This is a genomic window from Trinickia camelliae, from assembly GCF_053525655.1.
Window position 1 is genome coordinate 77,464 of record NZ_JBCHAA010000005.1, and the last position, 26,744, is coordinate 104,207.

Annotated in this window: 25 protein-coding genes and 1 tRNA gene; 17 read left to right on the forward strand and 9 right to left on the reverse strand. The window is 65.4% G+C overall.

Going from position 1 to position 26,744, the window contains the following annotated elements:
• Positions 1–36: 36 nt before the first annotated feature.
• The gene (locus AAHK20_RS10600) at positions 37–198 is read left to right on the forward strand and encodes a membrane lipoprotein lipid attachment site-containing protein (RefSeq protein ID WP_449181407.1); all 162 of its coding nucleotides are present in this window, start codon (positions 37–39) and stop codon (positions 196–198) included.
• A 96-nt stretch (positions 199–294) separates the two neighbouring features.
• Here AAHK20_RS10600 and AAHK20_RS10605 read toward each other — a convergent pair whose 3' ends face one another.
• The 3 genes from AAHK20_RS10605 to AAHK20_RS10615 are packed head-to-tail and all read right to left on the reverse strand — an operon-like array spanning position 295 to position 3,744.
• Complete coding sequence (locus AAHK20_RS10605; protein ID WP_449181408.1) at positions 295–1,722, reverse strand: MATE family efflux transporter; 1,428 nt, start codon at positions 1,720–1,722, stop codon at positions 295–297.
• 10 nt (positions 1,723–1,732) lie between these two features.
• On the reverse strand, positions 1,733–2,053 hold the full coding sequence (locus AAHK20_RS10610) for a DUF2288 domain-containing protein (protein WP_449181409.1): 321 nt from the start codon (positions 2,051–2,053) through the stop codon (positions 1,733–1,735).
• Between the two features lie 56 nt (positions 2,054–2,109).
• A complete protein-coding gene (locus AAHK20_RS10615; protein WP_449181644.1) occupies positions 2,110–3,744 on the reverse strand; it encodes an acyl-CoA synthetase in 1,635 nt (544 codons plus the stop codon).
• Positions 3,745–4,286: 542 nt separating this feature from the next.
• On the opposite strand from AAHK20_RS10615, the gene AAHK20_RS10620 reads away from it, so the two are divergent.
• Positions 4,287–4,616 (forward strand): hypothetical protein, encoded by a 330-nt coding sequence (locus AAHK20_RS10620; RefSeq protein WP_449181410.1) that lies wholly within the window; start codon positions 4,287–4,289, stop codon positions 4,614–4,616.
• Here AAHK20_RS10620 and AAHK20_RS10625 read toward each other — a convergent pair.
• Together AAHK20_RS10625 and AAHK20_RS10630 are read right to left on the reverse strand one after the other, a co-directional pair.
• Positions 4,598–5,326, reverse strand: a complete 729-nt coding sequence (locus AAHK20_RS10625; RefSeq protein ID WP_449181411.1) for a peptidoglycan DD-metalloendopeptidase family protein — start codon at positions 5,324–5,326, stop codon at positions 4,598–4,600. The genes AAHK20_RS10620 and AAHK20_RS10625 overlap by 19 nt on opposite strands.
• 211 nt (positions 5,327–5,537) lie before the next feature.
• The gene (locus AAHK20_RS10630; protein WP_449181412.1) at positions 5,538–6,455 is read right to left on the reverse strand and encodes an aldose epimerase family protein; all 918 of its coding nucleotides are present in this window, start codon (positions 6,453–6,455) and stop codon (positions 5,538–5,540) included.
• A 586-nt stretch (positions 6,456–7,041) separates the two neighbouring features.
• Here AAHK20_RS10630 and AAHK20_RS10635 point away from each other — a divergent pair.
• The 3 genes from AAHK20_RS10635 (at position 7,042) to AAHK20_RS10645 (ending at position 8,341) form a co-directional block, all read left to right on the forward strand.
• On the forward strand, positions 7,042–7,872 hold the full coding sequence (locus tag AAHK20_RS10635; RefSeq protein WP_449181413.1) for an undecaprenyl-diphosphate phosphatase: 831 nt from the start codon (positions 7,042–7,044) through the stop codon (positions 7,870–7,872).
• 124 nt (positions 7,873–7,996) lie between these two features.
• Positions 7,997–8,071, forward strand: a tRNA-Arg gene (locus AAHK20_RS10640).
• Between the two features lie 48 nt (positions 8,072–8,119).
• Positions 8,120–8,341, forward strand: a complete 222-nt coding sequence (locus AAHK20_RS10645; protein ID WP_449181414.1) for a hypothetical protein — start codon at positions 8,120–8,122, stop codon at positions 8,339–8,341.
• Positions 8,342–8,459: 118 nt separating this feature from the next.
• Here the strand turns inward: AAHK20_RS10645 and AAHK20_RS10650 are convergent, their stop codons facing one another.
• Positions 8,460–10,049, reverse strand: a complete 1,590-nt coding sequence (locus tag AAHK20_RS10650) for an acid phosphatase (RefSeq protein WP_449181415.1) — start codon at positions 10,047–10,049, stop codon at positions 8,460–8,462.
• Between the two features lie 271 nt (positions 10,050–10,320).
• Here AAHK20_RS10650 and AAHK20_RS10655 point away from each other — a divergent pair, with 271 nt between their 5' ends.
• From AAHK20_RS10655 to AAHK20_RS10665, 3 genes are all read left to right on the forward strand, one after another.
• Positions 10,321–11,748 carry a cytochrome-c peroxidase gene (locus AAHK20_RS10655; RefSeq protein WP_449181416.1) on the forward strand — a complete coding sequence of 476 codons (1,428 nt, stop codon included), beginning with the start codon at positions 10,321–10,323 and terminating at the stop codon, positions 11,746–11,748.
• 97 nt (positions 11,749–11,845) lie between these two features.
• The gene (locus tag AAHK20_RS10660) at positions 11,846–12,235 is read left to right on the forward strand and encodes an RT0821/Lpp0805 family surface protein (protein ID WP_449181417.1); all 390 of its coding nucleotides are present in this window, start codon (positions 11,846–11,848) and stop codon (positions 12,233–12,235) included.
• Positions 12,236–12,299: 64 nt separating this feature from the next.
• Positions 12,300–12,749 (forward strand): NUDIX hydrolase, encoded by a 450-nt coding sequence (locus AAHK20_RS10665; RefSeq protein WP_449181645.1) that lies wholly within the window; start codon positions 12,300–12,302, stop codon positions 12,747–12,749.
• 69 nt (positions 12,750–12,818) lie between these two features.
• Here the strand turns inward: AAHK20_RS10665 and AAHK20_RS10670 are convergent, their stop codons facing one another.
• Both AAHK20_RS10670 and AAHK20_RS10675 read right to left on the reverse strand, forming a co-directional pair.
• Positions 12,819–13,721, reverse strand: a complete 903-nt coding sequence (locus AAHK20_RS10670; RefSeq protein WP_449181418.1) for a transporter substrate-binding domain-containing protein — start codon at positions 13,719–13,721, stop codon at positions 12,819–12,821.
• 81 nt (positions 13,722–13,802) lie between these two features.
• A complete protein-coding gene (locus AAHK20_RS10675; RefSeq protein WP_449181419.1) occupies positions 13,803–15,512 on the reverse strand; it encodes a glutamine--tRNA ligase/YqeY domain fusion protein in 1,710 nt (569 codons plus the stop codon).
• A gap of 163 nt (positions 15,513–15,675) precedes the next feature.
• On the opposite strand from AAHK20_RS10675, the gene AAHK20_RS10680 reads away from it, so the two are divergent.
• Positions 15,676–16,227 carry an RBBP9/YdeN family alpha/beta hydrolase gene (locus AAHK20_RS10680; RefSeq protein WP_449181420.1) on the forward strand — a complete coding sequence of 184 codons (552 nt, stop codon included), beginning with the start codon at positions 15,676–15,678 and terminating at the stop codon, positions 16,225–16,227.
• 44 nt (positions 16,228–16,271) lie between these two features.
• Here the strand turns inward: AAHK20_RS10680 and AAHK20_RS10685 are convergent, their stop codons facing one another.
• Entirely contained in the window at positions 16,272–17,492 is a 1,221-nt protein-coding gene (locus AAHK20_RS10685) for a CaiB/BaiF CoA transferase family protein (protein WP_449181421.1), read from the reverse strand.
• A gap of 338 nt (positions 17,493–17,830) precedes the next feature.
• Between AAHK20_RS10685 and alaS the strand changes: the two genes are divergently transcribed.
• From alaS to AAHK20_RS10725, 8 genes are all read left to right on the forward strand, one after another.
• Positions 17,831–20,455 (forward strand): alanine--tRNA ligase, encoded by a 2,625-nt coding sequence (alaS, locus tag AAHK20_RS10690; protein WP_449181422.1) that lies wholly within the window; start codon positions 17,831–17,833, stop codon positions 20,453–20,455.
• Positions 20,456–20,714: 259 nt separating this feature from the next.
• A complete protein-coding gene (locus tag AAHK20_RS10695) occupies positions 20,715–21,245 on the forward strand; it encodes an NUDIX domain-containing protein (RefSeq protein WP_449181423.1) in 531 nt (176 codons plus the stop codon).
• 74 nt (positions 21,246–21,319) lie between these two features.
• Positions 21,320–22,468: a 4-hydroxybutyrate dehydrogenase gene (gbd, locus tag AAHK20_RS10700; protein WP_449181424.1), complete on the forward strand. Its 1,149-nt coding sequence runs from the start codon at positions 21,320–21,322 to the stop codon at positions 22,466–22,468.
• A 5-nt stretch (positions 22,469–22,473) separates the two neighbouring features.
• Positions 22,474–22,905, forward strand: coding sequence for an acyl-CoA thioesterase (locus AAHK20_RS10705; protein WP_449181425.1), 432 nt, complete (start codon positions 22,474–22,476; stop codon positions 22,903–22,905).
• Between the two features lie 12 nt (positions 22,906–22,917).
• Positions 22,918–23,856 carry a branched-chain amino acid ABC transporter permease gene (locus AAHK20_RS10710; protein WP_449181426.1) on the forward strand — a complete coding sequence of 313 codons (939 nt, stop codon included), beginning with the start codon at positions 22,918–22,920 and terminating at the stop codon, positions 23,854–23,856.
• 46 nt (positions 23,857–23,902) lie between these two features.
• Positions 23,903–25,141: a branched-chain amino acid ABC transporter permease gene (locus AAHK20_RS10715; RefSeq protein ID WP_449181427.1), complete on the forward strand. Its 1,239-nt coding sequence runs from the start codon at positions 23,903–23,905 to the stop codon at positions 25,139–25,141.
• The gene (locus AAHK20_RS10720) at positions 25,138–25,890 is read left to right on the forward strand and encodes an ABC transporter ATP-binding protein (protein ID WP_449181428.1); all 753 of its coding nucleotides are present in this window, start codon (positions 25,138–25,140) and stop codon (positions 25,888–25,890) included. Before AAHK20_RS10715 ends, AAHK20_RS10720 begins: the two co-directional genes overlap by 4 nt.
• Positions 25,887–26,594, forward strand: a complete 708-nt coding sequence (locus tag AAHK20_RS10725) for an ABC transporter ATP-binding protein (protein ID WP_449181429.1) — start codon at positions 25,887–25,889, stop codon at positions 26,592–26,594. The genes AAHK20_RS10720 and AAHK20_RS10725 overlap by 4 nt, the downstream gene beginning before the upstream one ends.
• Positions 26,595–26,744: the final 150 nt, after the last annotated feature.

Sequence of the window (26,744 nt, forward strand, 5' to 3'; positions counted from 1 at the left end):
TCATTTTGCCGTTCTTCATCCGATTCGAGCCCTTTCATGAAGCGTATTGTCTTTGCTGTCCTGCTCGCGACGATGGTCGCGGGCTGCGTCGACGCCCCTCATCACGGCAAGCCGCCGCAAGATCCGCCCGACTACCACGGCGTGCCGACCGACGACCGGCCGCCCTCGATGATCGACGCGCCCGCTGCGCCGCAATAACGGCGAGAGAAGCGCGGTTGGCGTCGGGGTCTGATCGAATGCGGCGGGGCGCGTTGGATTCACGCGGGGTCCGCGCGATCCGCAACGCGCAGGTCCTCAGGTCGCGGCCGGCAGATTCTGCGAGCGCATCTCGCCAAAGCGAGTGGAAAGTCGCGGCAGATAGGCGGCGAGCGTCACGCCGCGCGCGGCCATGAAGATCGTGAGCGCGAGCCATAGGCCGTGGTTGCCGAGCGGCCCGGCGAGCAACCATGACGCGCTCATGAACACCGCGAACGACATCGCCATCGATTTCATCAGCTCACGCGTTTGCGTCGCGCCGATGAACACGCCGTCGAGCAGAAAGCCCCACACCGAGATCACAGGCGAGAGCGCCGCCCACGGCAGATAGCGCTCGGCGGCGGCGCGCACGAGGGCCTGATCGGTCAGCCGCTCGATGATCCACACGCCCGCGCCCCAATAGACGAGCGAGAAGCCGAGCGCGCCGAGCACCGACCACCACAGCGTGACCTTGACCGCCTTTTGGAACGCGTCGCGATTGCGTGCGCCGAGCGCCGCGCCGACGAGCGCTTCGGCGGCGTGCGCGAAGCCGTCGAGTCCGAACGCCATGAAGGTCTGGAAGTTGAGCAGCAGCGCGTTCGCGGCGAGCGTCGCGTCGCCTTCCTGCGCGCCGACGTGCGCGAACCAGCCGAACGCCGCGAGCAGGCACAGCGTGCGAATGAAGATGTCGCGGTTGATCGCGATGAGACGCTTGAGCGCGGCCGTGTCCAGCAGCGACGCGGCGTCGAGCGCGGGCAAGCCGCGCGGCCGCAACTGCCACAGGATGAACGCGCCGAGCACGAAGCCGCAGGCGTCGGCGGTCGCCGTGGCCGCGCCCATGCCCGCGACGCCCCAGTCGAATACGTACACGTACAGCAGCACGGCGACGATGTTGACCGCGTTGATGAAGACTTGCGTGATCAGCGCGAGCCGCACGCGCTGCGCGCCGAGCAGGAAGCCGAGCACGACGTAGTTCGCGAGCGCGAGCGGCGCGGCCCAGATGCGCGCGTGGCAATAAGCGGCGGCGTTTTCGCGCACGGCATCGCTGCCACCGAGCGCGGCGAGCGCATAACGGATCAGCGGCGTCTGCAGTGCTAGCACGGCGGCGCCGATGGCGAACGCGAGCAAGAGCGCGCGCACGACGTTCGAGCGCAGCCCGGCGTGGTCTTGCGCGCCGAACGCCTGTGCGACGAGCCCGGTCGTGCCCATCCGCAGAAAGCCGAAGCCCCAGAACACGAAGCTGAAAAAGAGACCGCCGAGCGCCACGCCGCCGAGATAGGCGGCGCCGTCCAGATGCCCCGCGACGGCGGTATCGACCGCCGACAACAGCGGCTGCGTGAGATTCGCGAGAACGATCGGGAACGCCAGCGTCAGCACGCGGCGATGCCAGCGTGTCGGCAACGCGTAAGCGGCGTTGTCCGCCGCGCTTCTCGCGGGCTCGGGGCTAGAGTCGTCTGCGGAATCGGCCGAGTGGGGGGACGGGCTCACGCGGGCGTGCCTAGCCGCGTTCCTGCACGCATACCCACGGCGACACGACGACCGCCCACAGGTCCGGGTCGCGCGCCGCGAAATCGGCGGCGGTCTCGGCTTGCACGCGCTCGACGAGCCCCGCTGACAGCCACTGCGCGACTTGCGTCGTGTCGTCGTTGGCGACGGCTTCGGCCACGCTGACGAGATCGAGGTCGCGCGCCACGCGCAGCAGCACGCCGCGCGCAAAGAACCGTTCGAGTTCGGACCAGCCGATCTTGGCGGTTTCGGCGAGCAGCTTCATGTAGAGCGGGCTTTGGGCGCCCGCGCCGGAGGTGTCGGGGGAAGTCATCGAATGTGCGTGGTGTATGACGAGCGGGCGTAACTATAAACCATCGGAACCATCGATTAAGGCGCTTTGGCGCTACGCAGTTCGCGGCGGATGATCTTGCCGGTCGCGGTCATCGGCAGGCTGTCGACGAAGGCGATCTCGCGCGGATATTCGTGCGCGGCGAGGCGTGTCTTCACGTGTGTCTGGATCTCGCGGACGAGCGCGTCGCCGGGCTCGAAGCCCGCGTTGAGCACGATGAAAGCCTTGACGATCTCGGTGCGCGTTTCATCCGGCATGCCGACCACGGCCGCCATCCGCACGGCCGGATGGCCGAGCAGGCAGTCCTCGATCGGCCCCGGGCCGATGCGGTAGCCAGCGCTCGTGATCACGTCGTCGTTGCGTCCGACGAAGCGCACGAAACCGTCGTCGTCCATCACGCCGATGTCGCCTGTCACGAGATAGTCGCCCGCGAACTTTTCGCGCGTCGCCTCGGGGTTGCGCCAGTAGCCGAGGAACATCACGGGGTCGGGCGCGCGGATGCCGATGTTGCCCTCGGTGCCGTGCGGCAGCAGGCGGCCGGCGTCGTCGACGATCGCAATCTCGTGACCCGGCACCGCCTTGCCGATCGAGCCGATGCGCGGCTCGAACAGCGTGCTGCAGGAACTGAGCACGACGTTGCACTCGGTCTGCCCGTAGAACTCGTTGATCGTGACGTTGAGCGCCGCGCGGCCCCATTCGATCAGCTCCTCGCCGAGCGATTCGCCGCCGCTCGCGACGGCGCGCAAGGCGAGGCGGTAGCGCTCGGCCGGACGCTCGACGGTGCGCATCATCTTCAACGCGGTGGGCGGCAGGAACGTATGCGTGACGCCGTGGCGCGCCATCAGGTCGAAGGCGGCATCGGCGTCGAACTTCTCGAAGCGCCGCGCGAGCACGGGCACGCCGTGATGCCACGCGGGCAGGAGCACGTCGAGCAAGCCGCCGATCCAGGCCCAGTCCGCCGGTGTCCAGAACAGCTTGGCGCCTTCGGGGAAAAACGCTTGCGGCATCTCGACGCCCGGCAGGTGGCCGAGCAGCACGCGGTGGCCGTGCAGCGCGCCTTTCGGCTTGCCGGTGGTGCCCGAGGTGTAGATGATCACGGCCGGATCGTCGGCGGCGGTATCGGCCGGTTCGAAAGCATCGGACTCGCTTTGGAGAGCGGGCCAGAAGGCTTGAACGCCTGCGGTACCGGTCTCGGCAGGATCAGCGTCGATGCAATAAACGCACTTCAGCTCTGGCAATGCCTCTCGTAACGACGCGATTTTTTCGAGCCCCTGCTTGTCGGTCACGAGCGCCACCGCGCCGCTGTTCGACAGCCGGTATTGCAGCGCTTCGACCCCGAACAGCGCGAAGAGCGGCACAGCGATCGCGCCTAGCTTGTAAGCGGCCAGATGGGCGAGGGCGGTTTCGGGCGTCTGCGGCAGGAAGATGCCGACGCGCTCGCCGCGCGCGACGCCGTGCTTGGCGAAACTGTTCGCGAGCCGGTTCGACAGCGCTTTCAGTTCGTCGAACGTATAGCGGGTTTGCGAGCCGTCGTGCTTCTCGTAGATCAGCGCGAGCCGGGCGCTGCCGTCGGCCCATTTGTCGCACGTATCCACGCCGATGTTGTAGCGCTCGGGGATCCGCCAGGAGAAGCCTTCGATGAGCCGTTCGTAGCTGTCGCTCGGGCAAAGCATGGGTGTCACCTCGTCTCGTCTTTTATCGGCTAATTGGAAATGAATGAAGAAAATCCACCGCTCAATATCGATCGAATTCTCGAATCGTTTTGCAAATAATCCGATGAAATCCTTCGCGTTGAATTGAATATTAATATTCATGCGAAAGGCGAAAATATCGCGCGGCAGCAATTTTCGTGCAATACGTCAGATTTTACGCGTGCGGGGCCGCGCCGCCAAATCGTCCACAGTATGGGCCGCTGGCTCGGCCCTGGATTGACATTTGATATGACAAACATTCTTTCCGAGGTCTATCGATCTTTCACATCGATAATCGACTCGCATTTCTCGGACATTCCTCCTGCTTCATGCGCCGATTCTCGATTATCGAGCGTTAATCCATTGCCGACGCTTTAGAGCGTTGTTAGATTGGTTCTCGGCGCATGGTGAACCGGTCCTTTGCCTATATGCGCCGAACCCCCGTTAGCCCGGCCACGCCGGGCTTTTTTTTGTGCCCCCGATTTTTGTGCACCCGCTAGTGGAGGCCGACTAGCAGCAAGAGTATGGCGTTCTCGATACCCGCGTATGATGCGACGGATTCCAAGCTCGAGATCGCCATGCGACTGCTCTTGATCTTCGTGGGCATGTGCCCGCTTGCATTGATTGTGCTGATCGCGTTCGCGCGGCGAGTCGACCCGCTGTCGGGCCGGCTGCGCAAGCGCAGCGCCGCCCGGCGGAGCGACGCCCGGCGCAGCGACGCCCGGCTTGGAAACGCCTTCTCTGAGAAGGCATCCCGTCCGGTTGTAGCGCCGAGCTGGCCGCTCGATATGTCGGAAGAGGCGTACGCGACCGACGAGGCCGGCGCCGGTTTCTCTCAGCGTGCGGGCAGGTAGCGCGCCGGATCGATCGAACGCCCGCCGTAACGCAGTTCGAAGTGCAATGCGACGCGATCGTTGTCGGTGTCGCCCATCTCCGCGATCTTTTCCCCTTGTGAAACTTGCTGGCCTTCTTTGACGAGGAGCGTGCGGTTGTGCGCGTAAGCCGTCAGGAAGTCGGCGTTGTGCTTCACGATCAGCAGATTGCCGTAGCCGCGCAATCCATTGCCTGCGTAAACGACAGTTCCCGCCGCGGCCGCAACGACCGGCGTGCCGGCCGCATTGACGATGTCGATGCCTTTCGAGTTGACGCCATCGAACCCGCGCGCGACCTTGCCCGTTGTCGGCCATACAAGCGAGATGCTGGTCGGGGGCTTCACCGCGGGAGCGGCCGCCGCGCTCGACGACGAACTTGCGCCGCTCGGGCGCGTGCTGCCGGAGCCGCCGGTCGACGGGCTCGTCGAGGCGCGGCCCGAGCCGGTCGCCGTGGCGGAATTGGCCGGCGGCGCGACGCGCAGCACCTGGCCGACCTCGATCGCATCCGGGTTGGGCAGGTTGTTCCAGCGGATGATGCTCTGGACAGACTGACGGTTGCTGCGGGCGATCTTCGAAACCGTATCGCCGCGCTCGACTCGATAGAACCCCGGTCCGACAGGCGCCGAACCACAAGCGGCCAGTGCTGCGACAAGCGACGCGCAGACGAGCCGCGTTATTTTTCTTCTCAACATTGAACCTCGCAAAGCGCTGCCGAGAGGGGTTTCCCGAGAGGCTTCCTCTCGGTTTCTCACGGCAGGTACAAAACGTCTAATTTTAACGGCTTCGGCTTGCGCACCCCGTTTGGCGCAGACACCGAAGCGCGATTAGCGGTCCATTCACACACTCGATCGCACGTTGAACCCCCGTGTGCGAAGTGGTGCGGGCTTCATGCCGAAGCCTGGCTCATTGCCCTTCAGGTTCGAAGGCGACCGCGATGCGCAGCGCCGCGGTTTCCGTCTTGCCGGGCGCCAGCCAGCGCAGCCCGAGACCGTTGTGAATCGCGTCGGGCAGCCCGAGCCAAGGCTCGACGCAATAGAAATCCGACGTGTCCGCCTCAGTCCAGGTCGTCGCGGCATACCACGGCACCGAGCCGGGGCGCTGCAGATCGATTTCGACGACGCGGCGAAGACTCGGCGATACGAGGCGCACCGGCTGCGCAGGCACGCCGCTCAGGCAATGGAAGCGATCATGGATGCGCGGATCGTCGAGCTGATAGGACGGCTCGCCGGGCTCGGGCGCGCTGATCGAGCCGTCGGCTTGCTGGTGCTGGCGCGAGGTGGGCGGCAGCTCCACCGTCGTCTCGCCACGCAGCGCGTGCGGCAGCGTGAAGTAGAAATGGTGGCCGGCGTAGTGGGGCAGCGGCGCGTCGCCGAGGTTCGTGACGGTCAATTCGACATCCAGCGTTTGCGGGTCGACGAGCCTATAGGCCGCTTCGAAGCGGAATGCGAACGGGTAGGCGGCGCGGGTCGCCTCGGTGTCGGTGAGCGTCATGCGCACGCCGTGTCCGTCGGCATCGACCGTGGCCGCAAACGGCAGGTCGCGCGCGAAGCCGTGCATCGGCAGTTCGCGCACGACGCCCGCCGGGTCTCGCCATTCGCCGATCCGGCCGTCCACGCGATGGCGGCCGAGGAACGGGAACAGCAGCGGATTGCCGCCGCGAATCCTGGCTGGCTGGCTCCAGTCGGCCGAATCCGGCCAGTGAATGACCGGCACGCCGCCGATCTGCCACGACAGCAACCGGCCGCCGGCCTGGGGCGCAATGCGCAAGAGCGCGTCGCCTTGCGTGATTTCGAGGATTTCCTGCTGCTGGAATTGGGGCATGGTCGGATGAGCCGGGGAATAGGGAATGTTGCGCCGCCCTATGTTACGGAGAAACCCTTGATCGGGAAACTGCGGGTGTTGCCACGGTTGCGTTTCCGGATAATGCCGAACCTGGGCCGGCATTTTTTGCCGCGCCACCTACTTTCGAAGGAGGGCGCATGGATATCGCCATGGCAATGGGCATCGCTCTGTTCGGCACGTTCACCGCCAGCACTGTGGTTTTCTTCTACAAGTTCGCGCGCTAACGGCGCGTGACACCAGAGCATGCGCTCCATGCGGCGACAAGTGCCGCAGCCGAGCGCCGATCCTCGAGCGCCGGCACCGGCGCTTTTTTTCCGCCCGCTTTTCGTTTTTACCTCCTTCGCATCCGGCGTTGTTTCGCATCCGCCCGATCGCCCGAAGTGCGCATGAGCGCGCGCTGATCACGCACCGCGCCGCTGACGCACTGCCGCAAAAAAATCGTGAAAAAATCCTGAAAACTTGGCGCGCCCGCTGCCCATAGGCATAATCGTTGCGCCACCGGGCATCGGCGCAAGCGCGCCACGTCTCGATTTTGCCATCCCACCCCATCGAAAAGGACCGACGCGTGAGTCTCTGGTTTTTGATTTTCTTGAGCGTGCTGCAGGGCGTCACCGAACTCTTCCCCGTGAGCAGTCTCGGACATACGTTGCTCGCCCCAGCGCTGTTCGGCATGCACATCGACGCGCACGCGCCGCAATTGCTGCCCTTTCTGGTCGCGCTCCACCTCGGTACCGCGCTCGCGCTGCTGTGGTACTTCAGGAAGCGCTGGGTCGCGCTGATCGGCGGCTGGTTCGGCACGTTTGCCGGGCGCCGCAGCGACGACGGCCACATGATGTGGGCGCTCATCATCGGGACGATACCTGCGGGCCTCGTGGGCCTCATCCTCGAAAAGCGTCTCGAGCGGGTCTTTCACGATTTGCGCATCGTCGCGCTCGCGCTGATCGTCAACGGCGTGCTGCTGTGGCTTGGCGACCGCCTGCAACGCGGTCGCACGCATCGCGCACCGGAAAAGCTCACGTTCAAGCAGGCGTTCCTGGTCGGTCTCGCACAAGTGGGCGCGCTGATTCCCGGTTTCTCGCGCAGCGGCCTGACGATGATCGCCGGCAATGCGGCAGGCCTCACGTCTGAGAAGGCTGCCGAATTCGCGTTCCTGCTGGGCACGCCGATCATTTTCGCGGCCGGCCTGCTCGAAGTGCCGAAGCTCTTTCACGCTCCGCAGCAACTCGCCGATGCGTTCCTCGGCGGCGTGCTGACCGCGGTCGCCGCGTATTTGAGCGTGCGCTTCCTGATGCGCTATTTCGAGGGCCGTGGGCGCCTCGCGTCGTTCGGTGTCTATTGCATCATCGCGGGCGCGCTGTGTTTTGGCTGGTTCATGCTGCACGCGCAGCCGGTCTAAGCGGCGTGCTTGGCGGCTCGCGTTTCAGCGAGTCGCGCGGGTCTGGCGAGGGCCGGGGAGGGGATCGGTTATAATCCCGGCCCCCGGCGCAATTATCCGGTCCGCTTTAAAATTTCAGTTTTGCCTCCCCATAGTTCAACGGATAGAACACGGGTCTTCTAAACCTGAAATCGAGGTTCGATTCCTCGTGGGGGGGCCAAAAAATTATCCTGACCTTGCCGTCGTTGCTCAAAACGCCAAGATCGCAATGAGCAAACGAAATCCGAAGCGCGTCTCCATCGTGACGCGAAACTTGCTGACTGTCGCCGCGGGCATCGTGACGCTGATTGCCGTCGGCACGGTGGTTCTCTATGGCCCGATCGTGTACGGCGACATGATCGAGAACTACGGCATCGTCATGATGATGACGCTCCCGGTCATCGTCGCCGTGGCATTCCGCATCGGGCTGGACGCCTGGCTCGACCGTTGACCCGTGTCGGCTCGCATCGGATCCTGTGCCGACTGTCTTTCGTTTCCCCGCTAGCCAAGCCATGAAAAAGGGCAGCCGAAGCTGCCCCGAAACATAACGCTCGATATTTACGGCGCGCTTATTGCGTCTGCGCGGCGTTCAGATCGAGCGCGTTCGTCAAGTCGCCCATCGGCTTTCCGCCGTTTGCGGCCAGCGCCTTGTCCCGCGTCACCAATCCCGGCAGTTCCGGCAGCGCGAAGCGCCGCGTGATGAAGCGCAGGATCGACGTCGTGTCGTACTGTGTGTGATCCACATAGCCCTTCTTCGCATACGGCGAGATCACGAGCGCCGGCACGCGCGAGCCCGGTCCCCAGCGGTCGGCTTTTGGCGGCGCGACGTGGTCCCAGAAGCCGCCGTTCTCGTCGTAGGTCACGATCACGACCATGTTGCTCCACTGCGGGCTCTTTTGGAGGTGCGCGATCAGATCGGCGATGTGCTGGTCGCCCGAGGCCACGTCGGTATAGCCCGCGTGCTCGTTCAGGTTGCCTTGCGGCTTGTAGAACGTGACTTGCGGCAGCGTGCCCGCGTCGATTGCCTTGATGAACTCCGTGCCGTCGAGGCCGCCATCGCGCAAATGCTGTGCGCGGTTCGGCGTGCCCGGCGCGAGATCGGCGAAGTAGTTGAACGGCTGGTGATGCGGCTGGAAGTTCGGCGCCGTCAGGTTCTTGCCGTAGATCACGCCCGCCTGGCCGCCTTCGGCCGCCGACAGCGCTTGGCCCCATGCGCCGCCGTACCAGGCCCACGATACATGCGCGTCGTTGAGCAGATCGCCGATGTGCGCTTGTGTCTGCGGGGGCAGCGTCGTCGGAATTTTCGGGTCCGCGAATGCGGTGTCGCCGCCCGTCGCCGGCTTGTTGCCGCTCGGCTGATACGGCGGCTGCATCGTGTTGACCGCGTAGAAGTCGGGCGTCAGGTTGCCCGAGTTCATGAACTTCGGCGGGCCGCTCAACGCCGAGGGTGGCGCGTTATGCGCGACTTTCAGCGTGACGCCGTCCGCCTCGACGGCCGAAATCGAGCCGGACGCGACACTCTTGTCCGCATTCGGATAGATCGGCGTGCAGGCGCAGACGAGCCACTGATGGTTCAGGAACGAGCCGCCGAACGCGCCCATGAAGAAGTTGTCCGCGAGCGTGTACTGCTGAGCGACCTTCCACAGCGGCAGGGTCGACTCATTCATCGAGTAGTGGCCCATCACGAGACCGCCGGAATCGGCCCACGCGGCGAACTTGTCGTTCTTGCCGCCGTCGATCTGCATCTGGTTCTCGTAGAAGCGGTGCCACAGGTCGCGCGTCGTCGTCGAGAGCGGCGTGTTGAAGCCGTTCGGGTCGTTGATCGCAAACGGGGCGTTCGGCAGGTTGACCGTCATCGCCTGCGTCACCACCGGCGTCACGCCCGTTTGCGTGAGACCGTTCCAGACCGGCGGCAGCGTCGGTAGCACTTCGCCGTTGCGATCGAGTTGCCGTGCGCTCGCGGGCGTCACGTTCTGCAAGCCGTTCGCGCCGGGAAAGTGCCCATAGAGATTGTCGAAGCTGCGGTTTTCGGCGTAGATGACGACCACCGCCTTCACGTCCGTCAAGCTCGGCTTCGTGACGTTCGTGCTCGTGCAGCCGGCGAAGGTGGCTGCGGCCGCGAGCGCCAGGAGCGCTATGCCGATCCGTTTGTTGTTCATGCGTGATCTCTCTCTTCACGTGGGGCCGGACGGCGCGAAGCGTCTGCCGGCAAATGGCGAAAGTGTCGCAACGTGATTTGACAGAATCATGCACGCGAATGCAATACTGGCGCCCGTGTTGCGGCGGGCCGTCATATCGGCGTGCGGGCCGCGCACTTGTCCTATGCTTGGCCGGTTTCGAAAAGCGGGTCGTGCCGATATGTCGCAGCGTTTTCGGAGGAGTGTCGAAGTGCCCGAGGTTTGGCAGCGGTGGTCACGGTGGCGGGGGCGGGTGCCTTCGGGTGTGGCGGCGCGGTTGGCGGGGCTGTGGATGGCGGCCGTGCTGTCCGTCGGGCTTGCGGCGTGCGATGTGCGCGGGCCGGGCATCCACGCGGAAAACGGGGGTGCCGCGCCAATGACCGCGACGCAGGGCCTCGCGCGCGGCGGCGCAAGCGCGGCCGTTGGCGAGGCGGCAATCCGTCTCGTCGGCACGGACACCGGCGGCCCACAGACGCGAGCCCAAGTCTACGAAGCCGTGCGCCAGAAGACCGCGCTCGGCAAGCAGCTGTTCTTCGATCCCGCGCTCTCCGGCTCCGGCAAGCTCGCCTGCGCGACCTGCCACAGCCCCGCGCACGCGTTCGGGCCGCCGAATGCGCTCGACGTGCAGCTCGGCGGCAGCGATATGCGCCAGCCGGGTTTCCGCGCGGTGCCGACGCTCAAATATCTGCAATCGGTGCCGGCCTTCACCGAGCACTTCCACGACTCGGACGACGAGGGCGACGAAAGCATCGACAACGGTCCGACCGGCGGCCTCACGTGGGACGGCCGCGTCGATACCGGCGCGCAACAGGCGCGCATTCCGCTGACCTCGCCGTTCGAGATGAACAGCTCGCCCGCGCGCGTGGCGGCCGCCGTGCGCGCGGCGCCCTATGTCGAAGCGTTTCGCGCGACGTTCGGCGCACACGTGTTCGACGACGACAACGCGACCTTCGACGCCGTGCTCGAAGCACTCGGCATCTTCGAGCAGACCCCGGCTACGTTCTACCCCTACACGAGCAAGTACGACGCCTATCTCGCGGGCCGCGCGACGCTCACGCCGGCCGAGCTGCGCGGCCTGCAGCTCTTCAACGACGAGCGCAAAGGCAACTGTGCGAGCTGCCACCTGAGCGAACCTGCGAGAGACGGCTCGCCGCCGCAGTTCAGCGATTTCGGCCTGATCGCAATCGGCGTGCCGCGCAACCGCGCGCTCAAGGTGAACCGCGACCCGCATTTCTTCGACCTCGGCGCATGCGGGCCCGAGCGCGCCGACCTCAAGGGCCAGGACGAATACTGCGGTCTCTTCAGAACGCCGACGCTGCGCAACATCGCGCTCAAGAAGACGTTCTTCCACAACGGCATCTACCATTCGCTCGACGAGGTGATGCGCTTTTACGCCGAGCGCGATACGAATCCCGAGAAGTTCTATCCGGTGGTCAAAGGCAAGGTTCGCAAGTTCGACGACTTGCCCAAGCGGTACTGGGCCAACCTGAACACCGATCCGCCATTCGATCGCAAGCCCGGCGACGAGCCGGCTCTGAACGAGGCCGAGATCAAGGACATCATCGCGTTCCTTGGCACGCTGACCGACGGCTACGAACCCGATGCGGCAAGCGCACAGCAAGGCCTGGCGCCGCGCGCCGGCGAGCACGCGCCGCACCTGACGTCGGCCGGCGCGCCATAGCCTGCGTGATATTCTGTCGACCGTTTTTCACGGCCGAAAGTCACGAAGGCCACGAGAGCCACGACGTTCCAACAATCGATCCAAGGAGAAACAATCAATGTCGATGCGAACTTCATCCCTGTTGCGCGCGATCACCGGCGGCCTGCTGCTTGCGGGTGCCGTAGCGGCGCATGCTTCGAATTTCGGCTTCCTGTCCGATACCCCGATGAGCTACATGCACCAGCGCGATATCGACTCGCTGCTGAAGGCTGCCAGCACCGCGCTCGATACGAAGCGCGACGGCGAGACGGCCGCGTGGACCAACGAGGGCACGGGCAACAGCGTCAAGCTGGACGCGACGATGACGATCAGCCAGACGACGAAGGAAGACGACCGCACCTGCCGCCGCATGACGGCCACGTTGAACGCGAAGGGGCAGTCGATAACGTTGCGTCCGCAATACTGCAAGACCGGCGACGGCGCATGGCAATTCCAGAAGCAGAAGTGATGACGGCGGTGAGCTCGTACGCGCCGCAGTGGCAAGCGTGGCAAGTCGAGCAGCGGGAATGCCGATGATCGAGCGCGTGACTTCCTGTGGTGTCGTATTGCTCGACCATGACGGGCGCGTGCTGCTGGCGCACGCAACCGAAACGAGCCATTGGGACATCCCCAAAGGTCACGGCGAGGAGGGCGAGGCGCCGATCGTCGCGGCGCTGCGCGAGCTGGTGGAGGAGACCAGCATCGTGCTCGCGCCGGAGCGCCTCAAGGACTTGGGGCGTTTTCTCTACCGCCGCGACAAGGACCTGCATCTGTTCGCGGCGCGCGCGACCGACGACGAACTCGATCTGAGCCGTTGCGTCTGTACGTCGATGTTTCCGCGCCGCTCCGACGGCGTGATGATTCCCGAGATGGATGCGTTTCGCTGGGTCGAGCCCGGTGAAGTGGAGCGCTATGCGAGCCGTAGCCTCTTTCGGCTCTTTCAGACGACGCTTTCGCTAGCCGATCTGCATCGGTCGCTGTAAATCGGTGCGGCGCGGGCTGTTTTGCCGCGCCGTCGCGGTTCGGCGGTTCGGCAGTTCTGTTGCGCCAGATCAATCCAACGCCTTGTCGTTCGGATGCGCGAAGAGCGCCTTCATTTCATCCGACATCGGATAGTTCAAGTTGAGCCCGCGCGGCGGGATCGGCTGCGTGAACCAGGTCTCATAGAGCTTCTGCGCAGCGCCAGTCGTCTCCAAACGGGCAATCACGCCATCGACGAGCTTCTTGAACGGCGCGTCGCCTTGCCTGAGCATGCACGCATAGACTTCCTGGCGCAGCGGCGTGCCGACGATCGCATAGTCGTCCGGACGTGCCGCTTCCGCCTTGTTCCCGTAGAGCAGCGGCTCGTCCATCACATAGGCGGACGCGCGATCCGTACGCAACGCCTCGAACGCTTCGGGATGGTCCCGCACGCTCATGATGCGCATGTTCAGATGCTCGTCGCTGTTCAGCTTGCGTAGCAGGCGCTCGTCCGAGGAACCGGCCGTCGTGACGACCGGCTTGCCGGCGAGATCGCGGAAGTCCGCAATACCCGACTGCTTCTTGACGAGCATGCGGACCGAGTACTGAAAGAAGCTATTCGAGAACGCGACTTGCTCGTCGCGCGCATGCGTGTGGGTCGTCGATCCGCATTCGAGATCGATCTGGCTGTTCGTCATCAGCGGAATGCGGTTTTGCGGCGTGATCGGCACCTTGTGCACGACCAGCTCCGGGAGGTTCATCTCCCGCTTGATTTCGTCGACGATCTCCATCGCGATCGCGTATGAATAGCCGACGGTGCGGTCGTGGCCGTCCGAGTAGGCGAAGGGCACCGACGATTCATGCACGCCCAGCGCGATCGCATTGTCGTCGTGAATTTTTCTCAGCGTGCCCTTGAGCTCGTCGGCGTGGGCGGCGAATGCAAGAAGCATCGCCGCCGCGCCTGCGAGCGGCATGAATCGAGCGGAAAACTTCATCGATCCCCCGGATGAACCACTCGACGACGAATTATTGTTTGAGGACCTGCGCGAGCGTGCCTAAAGCAAACTCAGGCAAACTCAGGCCGGCTTGCCCCAGGTGTCGCGCAAGCCGACGATGCGGTTGAACACCGGCTTGCCGGGTTTCGTGTCATAGCGGTCGGCGACAAAGTAGCCGTGCCGCTCGAACTGGAAGCGCTCCTCGGGCTTCGCATCGCCGGCGCCCGGTTCGAGGTAGGCGTGGGCGACGCGCTTCGAATCCGGGTTCAGTGCTTCGAGGAAGTCGCGGCCGCCCGCGTCGGGTTGCGGTTCCTTGAAGAGCCGGTCGTAAATCCGCACTTCCGCCGGAACCGCTTGCGCCGCGCTCACCCAGTGAATGTTGCCCTTCACCTTGTAGTTGTTCGCGCCTTCGGTGCCCGACTTGCTGTCCGCATAGTAGTTGCAGTGCACGGCGGTCACGTTGCCGTTCTCGTCCTTGTCGGCGCCCGTGCATTCGATCACGTAGCCGTAGCGCAGACGCACCTTGTTGCCCGGGAAGAGCCGGAAATAACCCTTCGGCGGCGTTTCGGTGAAGTCGTCGCGCTCGATCCACAACTCGCGCGAGATCGGGAACTTGCGCATGCCGCGTTCCGGATGATGCGGGTGCACCGGCGCCTCGCATTGCTCGGTGAGATCGGCCGGGTAGTTGTCGATGATGAGCTTGAGCGGGTCGAGCACCGCGGCCGTGCGCGGCGCCTTGTCGTCGAGATCGTCGCGCAGCGCGCCTTCGAACACGCTCATGTCGATCCACGAATCGACCTTGGTGACGCCGATGCGCTCGCAAAAGAGCTTGATGCCGTCCGGCGTGAAGCCGCGCCGGCGCACGCCGACGATGGTCGGCATGCGCGGGTCGTCCCAGCCGTCGACATGGCCTTCGGTGACGAGCTGCAGCAGCTTGCGCTTGCTCGTGATCGCGTAGGTGAGATTCAGGCGCGAGAATTCGATTTGCTGCGGCAGCGGCCGCGTGAAAACGCCGGCGTCGGCGAGCTCTTCGAGAATCCAGTCGTAAAGCGGGCGATGGTCTTCGAATTCGAGCGTGCACAGCGAATGCGTGATGTTTTCCAGCGCATCCGAAATGCAGTGCGTGTAGTCGTACATCGGGTACACGCACCATTGGTCGCCGGTGCGGTAGTGATGCGCGAAGCGAATCCGGTAGATCACCGGGTCGCGCATGTTGAAGTTCGGCGACGCCATGTCGATCTTCGCGCGCAGCACGTGCTCGCCTTCCTTGAACTCGCCGGCCTTCATGCGGCGGAACAGATCGAGGTTCTCTTCGGGCGTGCGATCGCGGTACGGCGACGGTTTGCCGGGCTCGGTCAGCGAGCCGCGATTGGCGCGCATTTCGTCGGCCGACTGGCTATCGACGTAAGCCTTGCCGCGCTCGATCAGCAATTCGGCGAACTGATACAGCTTGTCGTAGTAGTCGCTCGCGTAGTAGCGGTGCTCGGCGCCATCTTTGTTCCACTCGTAGCCGAGCCATTGGACCGCATCGACGATCGAGTCGACGTACTCGACGCTTTCCTTCTCGGGGTTCGTATCGTCGAAGCGCAGGTGGCACACGCCGCCGTAGTCGCCCGCGACGCTGAAGTTCAAGCAAATGCTTTTGGCGTGACCGATGTGGAGATAGCCGTTCGGCTCGGGAGGGAAGCGCGTTTCGACGCGGCCGCCCCACTTGCCGGTGCGGTTGTCTTCGTCGATGATGTTGCGGATGAAATTGGATGCCGCCGGAGCGTCGTTGCGTTCGGTGTTCATGCGAGATGGAGAGAGTCTGCTAAATGGACGCGCCATGCGCCCGCTTGATCCGTCAATTCTACCTGAGCGGCCGCCTGCGCGGACGGACCGCCTTGCGGGAATAGCAAGCGTTCGGCAAGATGGCGGGCTCTACCGGCGAGGGCCGCGGAAACGGGGAAACACAATGGATGCAAGAAGAGTATGCGTGCTGCCGGGGTACGCCAATTCGGGACCGGACCACTGGCAAAGCCGCTGGGAAGCTGCCGACCCGATGTTCGTGCGCGTATCGATGCCGGACTGGGACAACGCCGTTTGCGAAGCCTGGTGCCACACGCTCGATACGGTTGTCGCCGCGGCGGAGGAAGATCCCCTGCTGATCGCGGCGCATAGCCTCGGCTGTCTGACGACCGTCTTCTGGGCAACGAACATCGCGACTCCTGATCAGCTCGCCAAAGTGGCGGGCGCGTTGTTTGTCGCCGTGCCCGATCCGGCGAGCGTCTCGTTTCCGAGCGAAGCGCACGGTTTTGCGAACGTACCGTTCTCGCCACTGCCGTTTCCGACCATCGTCGTCGCCAGCAGCGACGATCCGTATAGCGGCATCGAGTTCACCGCGCGTTGCGCCGACGCCTGGGGCAGCCGCTTCGTGAATATCGGACCGCGCGGCCATATCAACGCCGAAAGCGGGCTCGGCGATTGGGAAGAAGGGCGGCGTTTGCTGGCATCGCTGGTCGACTGACCGGTTCGATGGTTCGCCCGTTCGCCCCACTCTAGCTTCTTCGATCAAATCACCGAGCGTCCCCGCAGCGTGGCGATGGCTTCGTCGTCGTAGCCGAGCACGCGGCGCAAGACGTCGTCCGTGTGCTCGCCGAGCGTCGGCGGGTGGCTGAGCGCCTGTGGCGGCGTTTCGCTCATTCGGATCGGGTTGCGCACGAGCTTAACCGGCGCGCCGCTCGGATGCGGCAAGTCGACTTGCATGCCGCGCGCGACCACCTGCTCGTGCTCGAACACCTCGGCGAGATTGTTGATCGGGCCGCACGGCACGCCGGCTGCCTCCAAGAGTTCGATCCACTCGTGCTTGCTGCGCGTCTTCACCATTTCCGCGATGATCGGCGCGAGTGTGGCGCGGTGGCGCACGCGCTCGGGGTTGGTCGCGAAGCGCACATCGTCGGCCAGCTCCGCGCGATTGCCCGCTTCGACGAACTTGCGGAACTGCCCGTCGTTGCCGACCGCGACGATGATCCAGCTGTCGCTCGTCTGGAACGCCTGATACGGAACGATGTTCGGATGCGCGTTGCCCCAGCGCACCGGCGGCGCGCCGCTCGCCAGGAAATTCGAGTTCATGTTCGCGAGCATGGCGACCTGCACGTCGAGCAACGCCATGTCGATGTATTGCCCCACGCCGGTGCGGTCGCGATGCGCGAGCGCGGCGAGTACGGCGACAGTCGAATACATGCCGGTCATCAGATCGGCGATCGCGACGCCGGCTTTCTGCGGCCCGCCGCCCGGCAAGTCGTCGCGCTCGCCGGTGATGCTCATGAAGCCGCCGATGCCCTGGATGATGAAGTCGTAGCCCGCGCGCTGCGCGTGCGGGCCGGTCTGCCCGAAGCCCGTGATCGAGCAATAGATCAGCTCCGGCTTCACTTCCTTGAGCGATGCGTAGTCGAGCCTGTACTTCTTCAACTGGCCCGCCTTGTAGTTCTCGAGCACCACGTCGCTTTGCGCGGCCAGCTCGCGGACGATCTTTTGCCCTTCGGGCGTGGCGATATCGACGGTGACGGAGCGCTTGTTGCGGTTCGCGGCGAGGTAATACGCGGCTTCTGCGGTATCGGCGCCCTCTGGCGTCTTGAGGTACGGCGGGCCCCAGTGGCGCGTGTCGTCGCCCGCGCCGGGGCGTTCGATCTTGATGACGTCGGCGCCGAAATCGGCGAGCGTTTGCGCGCACCACGGACCGGCGAGCACGCGCGTGAGGTCGAGTACGCGGATATGGCTTAGGGCTCCCATCTTCGGATTCTGTCTCCTGGTTGGCGGCGCTCGTCTCGGCGGGCGCGAGTGGCGGTTCATCGTGGCAGTTCAGAAGGATGGTAAGCGATTCGGACCGTCCGGCCCATTCGGCCGGACGGCATAGGACGAAATCGCGCGGCTTCGACCAGACGGCCCGGACCAGACGGCCCGGAACGAACGCCTTGGCCAAACGGCCAACGCTCGCTGTGGCTTGGGCCCAGGGGCTGCGCACACGCGGCAATCCCGTATAATCAGTCGTTTAAGCAATAATCCACAGGCCCACCGGCGCAACTCCTGCGCGGTGCCGCCAGATCCAGCCAGACTGTCCCCAGCACGCTATGAAAGCCTCCGAAATCCGCGAGAAATTCCTCAAGTTCTTCGAATCGAAGGGCCACACGATCGTCCGGTCGTCGAGCCTTGTGCCCGGCAACGATCCGACGCTGCTCTTCACCAATTCGGGGATGGTGCAGTTCAAAGACGTCTTCCTCGGCGCCGAATCGCGTCCGTACTCGCGCGCCACGACCGCGCAGCGCAGCGTGCGCGCGGGGGGCAAGCACAACGACCTCGAAAACGTCGGCTACACGGCGCGGCACCACACGTTCTTCGAGATGCTCGGCAACTTCTCGTTCGGCGACTATTTCAAGCGCGACGCGATCCACTACGCGTGGGAGCTGCTGACGGGCGTCTACCAGTTGCCGAAGGACAAGCTCTGGGTCACCGTCTATCAAGAAGACGACGAAGCGTACGACATCTGGGCGAAGGAAGTCGGCGTGCCGACCGAGCGCATCATCCGCATCGGCGACAACAAGGGCGCGCGCTACGCGTCGGACAACTTCTGGCAGATGGCCGACACCGGCCCGTGCGGTCCGTGCTCGGAAATCTTCTACGACCACGGCCCGGACGTGTGGGGCGGCCCCCCGGGATCGCCGGAAGAAGACGGCGACCGCTACATCGAGATCTGGAACCTCGTGTTCATGCAGTTCAACCGCGACGCGCAGGGCAACATGACGCCGCTGCCGAAGCAGTGCGTCGACACGGGCATGGGCCTCGAGCGGATCGCGGCGGTCCTCCAGCACGTGCACAGCAACTACGAAATCGATCTGTTCCAGGCGCTCATCAAGGCAGCCGGTCGCGAAACGGGCGTCGCGGATCTGACGAACAATTCGCTGAAGGTGATCGCGGACCACATCCGCGCCTGCTCGTTCCTGATCGTCGACGGCGTGATTCCCGGCAACGAAGGGCGCGGCTACGTGCTGCGCCGGATCGTGCGCCGCGCGATTCGCCACGGCTACAAGCTCGGCCGCAAGGGCGCGTTCTTCCACAAGCTGGTCGCGGATCTCGTCGCGCAAATGGGCGGCGCGTATCCGGAGCTCAAGGATGCCGAGCAGCGCGTGACCGACGTGTTGCGCCAGGAAGAGGAGCGTTTCTTCGAAACGATCGAGCACGGCATGTCGATTCTCGATGCGGCGCTGGCCGATCTCGACGCCAAGGGCGGCAAGGTGCTCGACGGCGAAATCGCGTTCAAGCTGCACGACACCTACGGCTTCCCGCTCGACCTGACAGCGGACGTCTGCCGCGAGCGCGGCATGAGCGTCGACGAGCCGGCGTTCGACGAAGCGATGTCGCGCCAGCGCGAGCAAGCGCGCGCCGCAGGCAAGTTCAAGATGGCGCAGGGCCTCGAATACTCGGGCGCGAAGACCACGTTCCACGGCTACGAAGAGCAGGTGTTCGACGATGCCAAGGTGGTCGCGCTCTATGTCGACGGCGCGGCCGTCAACGAAGTCGCGAAGGGCCAGCAGGCGGTCGTCGTGCTCGATCACACGCCGTTCTATGCGGAATCGGGCGGCCAGGTTGGCGACCAGGGCCTGCTCGGCAACGCGAGTGTGCGCTTTGCGGTCGTCGATACGCTGAAGGTGCAGGCCGACGTGATCGGTCATCATGGCACGCTCGAACAAGGCACGCTCAAGGTCGGCGACATCGTCAAAGCGGAGATCGACGCGATCCGCCGCGCCCGCACGGCCCGCAATCACTCGGCCACCCACTTGATGCACAAGGCGCTGCGCGAGGTGCTTGGTTCGCACGTCCAGCAGAAGGGCTCGCTCGTAGACGCCGACAAGACCCGCTTCGACTTCGCGCACAACGCGCCGATGACGGACGAGCAAATCCGCCGCGTCGAAGAGATCGTCAACCAGGAAGTGCTCGCGAACGCGCCCGGCATCGTGCGCGTGATGCCTTTCGACGAAGCGGTGAAGGGCGGCGCGATGGCGCTCTTCGGCGAAAAGTACGGCGACGAAGTGCGCGTGCTCGATCTCGGTTTCTCGCGCGAGTTGTGCGGCGGCACGCACGTGCATCGCAGCGGCGATATCGGGCTCTTCAAGATCGTGATGGAAGGCGGCGTCGCGGCCGGCATTCGCCGCGTCGAAGCGATCACGGGCGACAACGCGGTGCGCTACGTCCAGGAACTCGATGCACGGATCAACGCGGCGGCGGCAGCGCTGAAGGCGCAACCGGCCGAACTCACCCAGCGTATCGCGCAGGTGCAGGACCAGGTGAAGGCGCTCGAAAAGGAACTGGGCGCGCTGAAATCGAAGCTCGCGTCGAGTCAGGGCGACGAACTCGCCGGCCAGGCGATCGACGTGTCGGGCGTGCAGGTGCTCGCCGCGACGCTCGAAGGCGCGGACGTGAAGACGCTGCGCGAAACGGTCGACAAGCTCAAGGACAAGCTCAAGCACGCGGCGATCGTGCTGGCGTCGGTTGAAGGCGGCAAGGTCAGCCTGATCGCGGGCGTGACGCCGGACGCGAGCAAGAAAGTGAAGGCGGGCGAGCTCGTCAACTTCGTCGCGCAGCAAGTCGGCGGCAAGGGCGGCGGCCGGCCGGATATGGCGCAGGCAGGCGGCACGGAGCCGGCGAATCTGTCGAAGGCGCTGGCTGGCGTGCAGGGCTGGGTCGCCTCGCAACTGTAACTTCAACGGTAACGCAGGCCGATTGAGTGGTCTGCATGTTGATGCAATAGAAGGAAGCCGCGGGCAGCGATGCCCGCGGCTTTTTTTGTCGAGCCAAGTGATGCGGAGCATGACTTGGGTCCCATGCAAAGCTGCCTGAGCGGGCCACCGGCGCATGCGACACAAAGTCGCTAAAATGTCCGTTCGCCGGCGGTGACGGATCGATGCCTCGCCGCAGGCCCCGCCCGCGCGATCCATCCGCGCCATCCACACTCTCCGTATGTCCGACTACCAATTCTGCCCGCGCTGTGCCAAGCCTTTGATCGAACGAGCCGATGTCGATTCGGATGGCGGCCTGCCGCGCCGGGCGTGTCCCGACGATACCTGCGGCTTCGTGCACTGGAACAATCCGGTGCCGGTCGTTGCCGCGATCGTCGAGTACGAAGGCAAGATCCTGCTCGCTCGCAATGCGGCTTGGGCCGAAGGGGTGTTCGCGCTGATCACCGGCTTCCTCGAGAACGGCGAAACGCCCGAAGCGGGCATCGTTCGCGAGGTGCTCGAAGAGACCTCGCTCCACGTAGAGACGACCGAGCTCATCGGTGTCTACGAATTCATCCGCAAGAACGAGCTGATCATCGCGTATCACGTGCGCGCGCACGGGGAGATTGCGCTGTCGCCGGAGTTGCTCGAATATCGGCTGGTCGAACCGGCGAAGCTGCGTCCGTGGCGTGCGGGCACGGGGCAGGCGCTAGGCGAGTGGATGCGCCGCCGCGGCTTGCCGTTCGAGTTCGTCGAGAGGCCCGGGCAGTAACGCCAGGGGCGGTCGCGGCAGCCAGGAGACAGGCTGTGCGCGGGATTGGATTTCATGCGGAGCGAAGACTCGCCATGTCCTACATCTATTACCTCACCCACATCCATCTCGGCTACGACGCACTCGGCATGCTCGACGCGGAATGCGCGCGCGTCGGCATTAAGCGGCCGCTGGTCGTCGCCGATAAAGGCGTCGTCGCTGCGGGGCTCGTGCAGCGCGCGCTCGATGCGCTCAAGCTCGGCGATGTGCCGGTCTTCGACGACACGCCGTCGAACCCCACCGAGGCCATGGTCCTGGCCGCCGCGAAGCGCTATCGCGACGAAGGTTGCGATGGGTTGATCGCGGTGGGCGGCGGGTCGTCGATCGATCTGGCAAAGGGTGTCGCGATCGCGGCGACGCACGACGGCAGCCTGACCCAATATGCGACGATCGAAGGCGGCAGCGGCAAGATCACCGAAGCCGCCGCGCCGCTGATCGCGATACCGACGACTTCCGGCACCGGCAGCGAAGTCGCGCGCGGCGCGATCATTATCCTGAACGACGGGCGCAAGCTCGGTTTTCACTCGTGGCACTTGCTGCCGAAGGCCGCGATCTGCGATCCGGGTCTCACGCTCGGCTTGCCGCCGATGCTGACGGCCGCGACCGGCATGGACGCGATCGCGCATTGCATCGAGACGTTTCTCTCGCCGGCCTTCAATCCGCCTGCCGACGGCATTGCGCTCGACGGCCTCGAACGCGCCTGGGCGCACATCGAGCGCGCGACGAACGACGGCAGCGACCGGGCCGCGCGCTTGAACATGATGAGCGCGTCGATGCAGGGCGCGATGGCGTTCCAGAAGGGCCTCGGCTGCGTGCATTCGCTGTCGCATCCGCTCGGCGGCGTGGAGGTCAATGGACGCACGTCGCTGCATCACGGGACGCTCAATGCGGTCGTGCTGCCCGCGGTGCTGCGCTTCAACGCGACGGCGGAATCGGTGGTGGTGGAGCGGCGTTATGCGCGCATGCGCCGCGTGATGGGGCTCGACGCCAACGCCGACCTGCCGCAAGCGCTGTTCGACATGACCGCGCGCCTCAAGCTGCCCACGGGGCTCGCGCAAATGGGCGTCGACGAGAGTGTGTTCGACAAGGTCATCCAAGGCGCGCTCGTGGACCACTGCCATAAGACCAATCCGCGCGTCGCAAGCGCCGAAGATTACCGGCGCATGCTGACGGAGTCGCTTTGACGATCATGACCAAACCCATCGCCGCGCCGCGCGCCGCCTATCCCCACTTCCTGACGATCCCGACCCGCTGGATGGACAACGATGTATACGGGCACGTGAACAATGTCGTCTATTACAGCTACTTCGATACGGTCGTGAACGAGTATCTGATTCGCGCCGGGGTGCTCGATTTCGAAGCGGGAGCGACGATCGGGCTCGTCGTCGAGACGCGGTGCAACTACTTTTCGTCGCTCGCGTTTCCGGACCGCGTCGAGGCCGGGTTGCGCGTAGTCCGGTTGGGCTCGACGAGCGTGCGTTACGAGGTGGGGCTCTTCAAGGAGGGCAGTGACGAGGCGTGCGCACAGGGGCATTTCGTGCACGTCTATGTCGACCGCCTGACGCGGCGGCCCGTCGCGCTGCCCGATGCCTTGCGCGCCGCGCTCGAACCGCTCGCCTAGGAGCGGCAGCACGTGCAGTCGTTTGTGATCGGGACGCTGAACGGCATCAGCTACGGCATGCTGTTGTTCATGCTGTCGGCCGGGCTCACGCTGATCTTCAGCATGCTCGGCGTGCTCAACTTTGCCCACGCCAGTTTCTACATGCTGGGCGCGTACGTCGGTTATTCGATCGCGGCTTATGCGGGCTTCTGGGCGGCGCTCGTGGCGGCGCCGCTCATCGTCGGGCTCGCGGGCGCGGCGCTTGAACGATGGCTCTTGCGGCGCGTGCGTCCGCATGGCCCGTTGCATGAGCTGCTGCTGACATTCGGCGTGGCGTACCTGCTTGCCGAGGCCGTCAAGCTCGCCTGGGGCTTGAGTGCGTTGTCGGCGAACGTGCCCGCCGCGCTCGACGGCACCTTCTTCACCGTGTATGGCGCCGCGATCTCGCGGTATCGCGCGTTCATGATGGGCGTGTCGGCCGCGATGCTGGCCGCGTTGTACGCGGTGCTGCGCGTCTCGAGGATTGGGCTCGTCGTGCGAGCGGCGCTCACGCATCCGCACGCGGTCGAAGCGCTCGGCCACGACGTGCCGGGCGTGTTCACGCTGGTGTTCGCCGTCGGCACCGCGCTTGCCGCGGCGGCCGGCGTCATCGGCGCGCCGCTATTCGTCATCGAGCCAGCGATGGCCGAGTCGATCGGCTCGGTCGTGTTCGTCGTCGTCGTGATCGGCGGGCTGGGGTCGCTTGGCGGGGCACTGGCCGCATCGCTCATCGTCGGTTGCCTGCAGACGTTGGCGGTCGGCAGCAGCGCGTCGCTGGGGGCGCTCGCGGCGTCAGCCGGAGCGTCGCTGCCGCAGGCGTGGGCCGGGCTGACGGTGGCGCAGCTTGCGCCGCTCGTGCCGTATGGGCTCCTCGTCGCGATGCTCGCGGTGCGGCCGCGCGGCCTTTTCGGGCAGCGCAGCGACGATGCGTAGCGCACAGAACGAAACGCCGCCGCAACGGCGGGCGAGAGCGTCTTTCATGCTCTCGTGGACCGCCAACTGGCGAAGCACGTTGCCATGGATCGCGTTGGTCGCTTTTCTCGCCGTGCCTGCACTCGTCTCGCGCGAGAGCTGGCTGCTCGCGTTTCTCGCGCAGACCGCGACGATGATCGTCTTCGCGCTCTCGTACAACCTGCTGCTCGGCGAGACGGGCCTGCTCTCGTTCGGTCACGCGGCCTATGCGGGGCTGGCCTCGTTCGTCGCCGCGCAGCTCTTCAATCGCTTCGGTTTTGCGCTGCCGTATCTGCCGCTCGTCGGTGGATTCGCGGGTGCGCTCTTTGGCGTCGTGTTCGGCTATGTCGCGACGCGGCGGGCGGGCACGGCGTTCGCGATGATCACGCTCGGCATCGGCGAGCTCGCCGCGGCGGCCGCCTGGACGCTGCCCGACTGGTTCGGCGGGGAGGCCGGGGTACCGATCGACCGCGCCGCCGGTCCGCACTGGGGTGCGTGGAGCTTCGGGCCGGCGCGCGAGGCGTACGTCGTGATTGCCGTGTGGTGCGTGCTGGCGTGCGTCGCGATGTTCGCGCTGTCGCGCACGCCGCTCGTGCGGCTCGCGAACGCGGTGCGCGACAACCCTGTGCGCGTCGCGGCGCTCGGCACCGACCCGAGGCGCATTCGCTACGCGATGACCGTGCTGTCGGCGTTTTTTGCGGGCGTGGCGGGGTCGCTGGGGCTCGTCAATATCGAGCTGGCGTCGGCCGAAGGCGTCGGCATGGCGCGTTCGGGGGCGGTGCTGATCGCGACGGTGATCGGCGGCAGCGGCGTGTTCTTCGGGCCGGTGCTCGGCGCGGTGATGCTCACGTTTTTCAGCGTCGCGCTCGCGAGCGTCACGCGCGCGTGGCAGTTCTATCTCGGTCTCCTGTTCGTCGTCGTGGTCATTGCGGCGCCGGATGGGCTTGCGGGCCTGGCGGCGCGCGGCGCCGCGCGCATTGGACGCTTCGGCTGGCGTGCCTGTTTGCGAGCTTTTTTGCCGAGCGCCGTGGCGGCCCTGGCGTGGCTCTCTGCGCTTGTGGTGGCTGTCGAAGCGGTCTACGCGCGGCAGTTCGCTGCTGATACAGGCGGCGTGTTTCGCATCGGCGCGCTGGCCCTGCAGGCGGATTCGCCGCGCGTGTGGGGGGCGGTGGTCGTGTTGGCCGGCCTTGGGTGGGTCTCGCTCGGTCTCGCGCGTCGCGCCGTGAACAACACCAGCCGATCAGGTAACACGGAGACAGAACGATGACGCACGCGCTCGTTCTGCAAGGCATCGAGAAGCGCTTCGGCGCGACGCAAGTGGTGTGTGGCGTCGATCTGTCGATCGAAACCGGCGAGCGTCATGCGCTGATCGGTCCCAACGGCGCGGGCAAGTCGACGCTCTTCAATCTGATCGCCGGAGCCGTACGGCCTTCCGCCGGGCGCATCGAGCTGAACGGCGCGAACATTACGGGCCGCGCGCCGTACGCGATTAGCCGTCACGGCCTTGCGCGCAGCTTCCAGACGACGAGCGTATTTCCACGTCTCACGGCCCTCGACAATCTGCGTTGCGCCGCGCTGAGCGGAGCGCCGCGCGGCGTGCGTTGGCGCAATCTCGTCGCGGGTTCGCGCGCGGTCGACGAGCACGCACGCGGCGTGCTCGATGCCATCGGCTTGGCGGCCTGCGAGCACAGGCTCGCAGGCGCGCTGAGCTACGCGCAACAGCGCGCGCTCGATCTAGGGATGGCGCTCGCGAGCGGCGCGCACACGCTGCTGCTCGACGAGCCGACCGCCGGCATGAGCCGCGATGAGGCGCGCGCCGCGCTGGCGCTGATCCGCGCGACGACGACGGGCAAGACGCTGCTGATGGTGGAGCACGACATGGAGGCGGTGTTCGGCCTGGCCGACCGCATCTCGGTGCTCGTGCGCGGCCGGATCATCGCGACCGGCACGCCGGACGTCATTCGCGCCGACGTCGCGGTGCGCGACGCGTATCTCGGACCGGGGGCCGCACGATGAGCGCGCTCCTCGACATCCGCAATCTCGACGCCTGGTACGGCGCAAGCCAGGTGCTGTTCGGCGTCGATCTGCAAGTGGACGCGGGCGAAATCGTCGCGCTCGTCGGACGCAATGCGTCGGGCCGCTCAACGCTGGCGAAAGCGATCGTCGGGCTGGTGCGCGCGAGCGGGACGATCCGTTTCGCGGGCCGCGAGCTTATCGGGCTGCGGACGTTCGAAATCGCGCGGCAAGGCATGGGCTACGTGGCCGAGCAGCGCGACGTGTTTCCGGCGCTGACGGTCGAGGAGAATCTGCTGCTCGGCAAGATGCCGGGCGCGGGCGGGCAGGCGCGCCGTTTCGCCGCCGCTGACGCCTACTCACTGTTTCCGATTCTGGCGGAACGCCGTGTCGCGAAGGCCGGAGCGTTGTCGGGCGGGGAGCAGCAGATGCTGGCGCTCGCACGCGCCCTGATGGGCGAGCCGCGCTTTCTGATCGTCGACGAGCCGGCCGAAGGGCTCGCACCGCAGGCGGTCGAGCGCGTCGGCGCGTGCTTGAGGCAATTGAGCGCGCAAGGCGTCGCGATCCTGCTCATCGAGCAGCGAATGCAGTTCGCGCGCGATCTGGCGACCCGCGCGGCTGTGATCGGCGGCGGCGGTATCGTCTGCGAGGGGCGCTTCGATGAACTCGATCCTTCTACGGTGGAAGCCTGGCTCGCGCCAGGTTGATGCGGCGATTCACGCTGGCTGGAACGCATACGCGCAAGTGCTGTGCGCGGAGCCACGCATCGCTGCCGTGAATGCCGTCGCCAACGGTTCGGAGCTCAAACGAACTTTAGGCAAACGCCTATATACGCTGATTCCACACGTCGGCTAAGT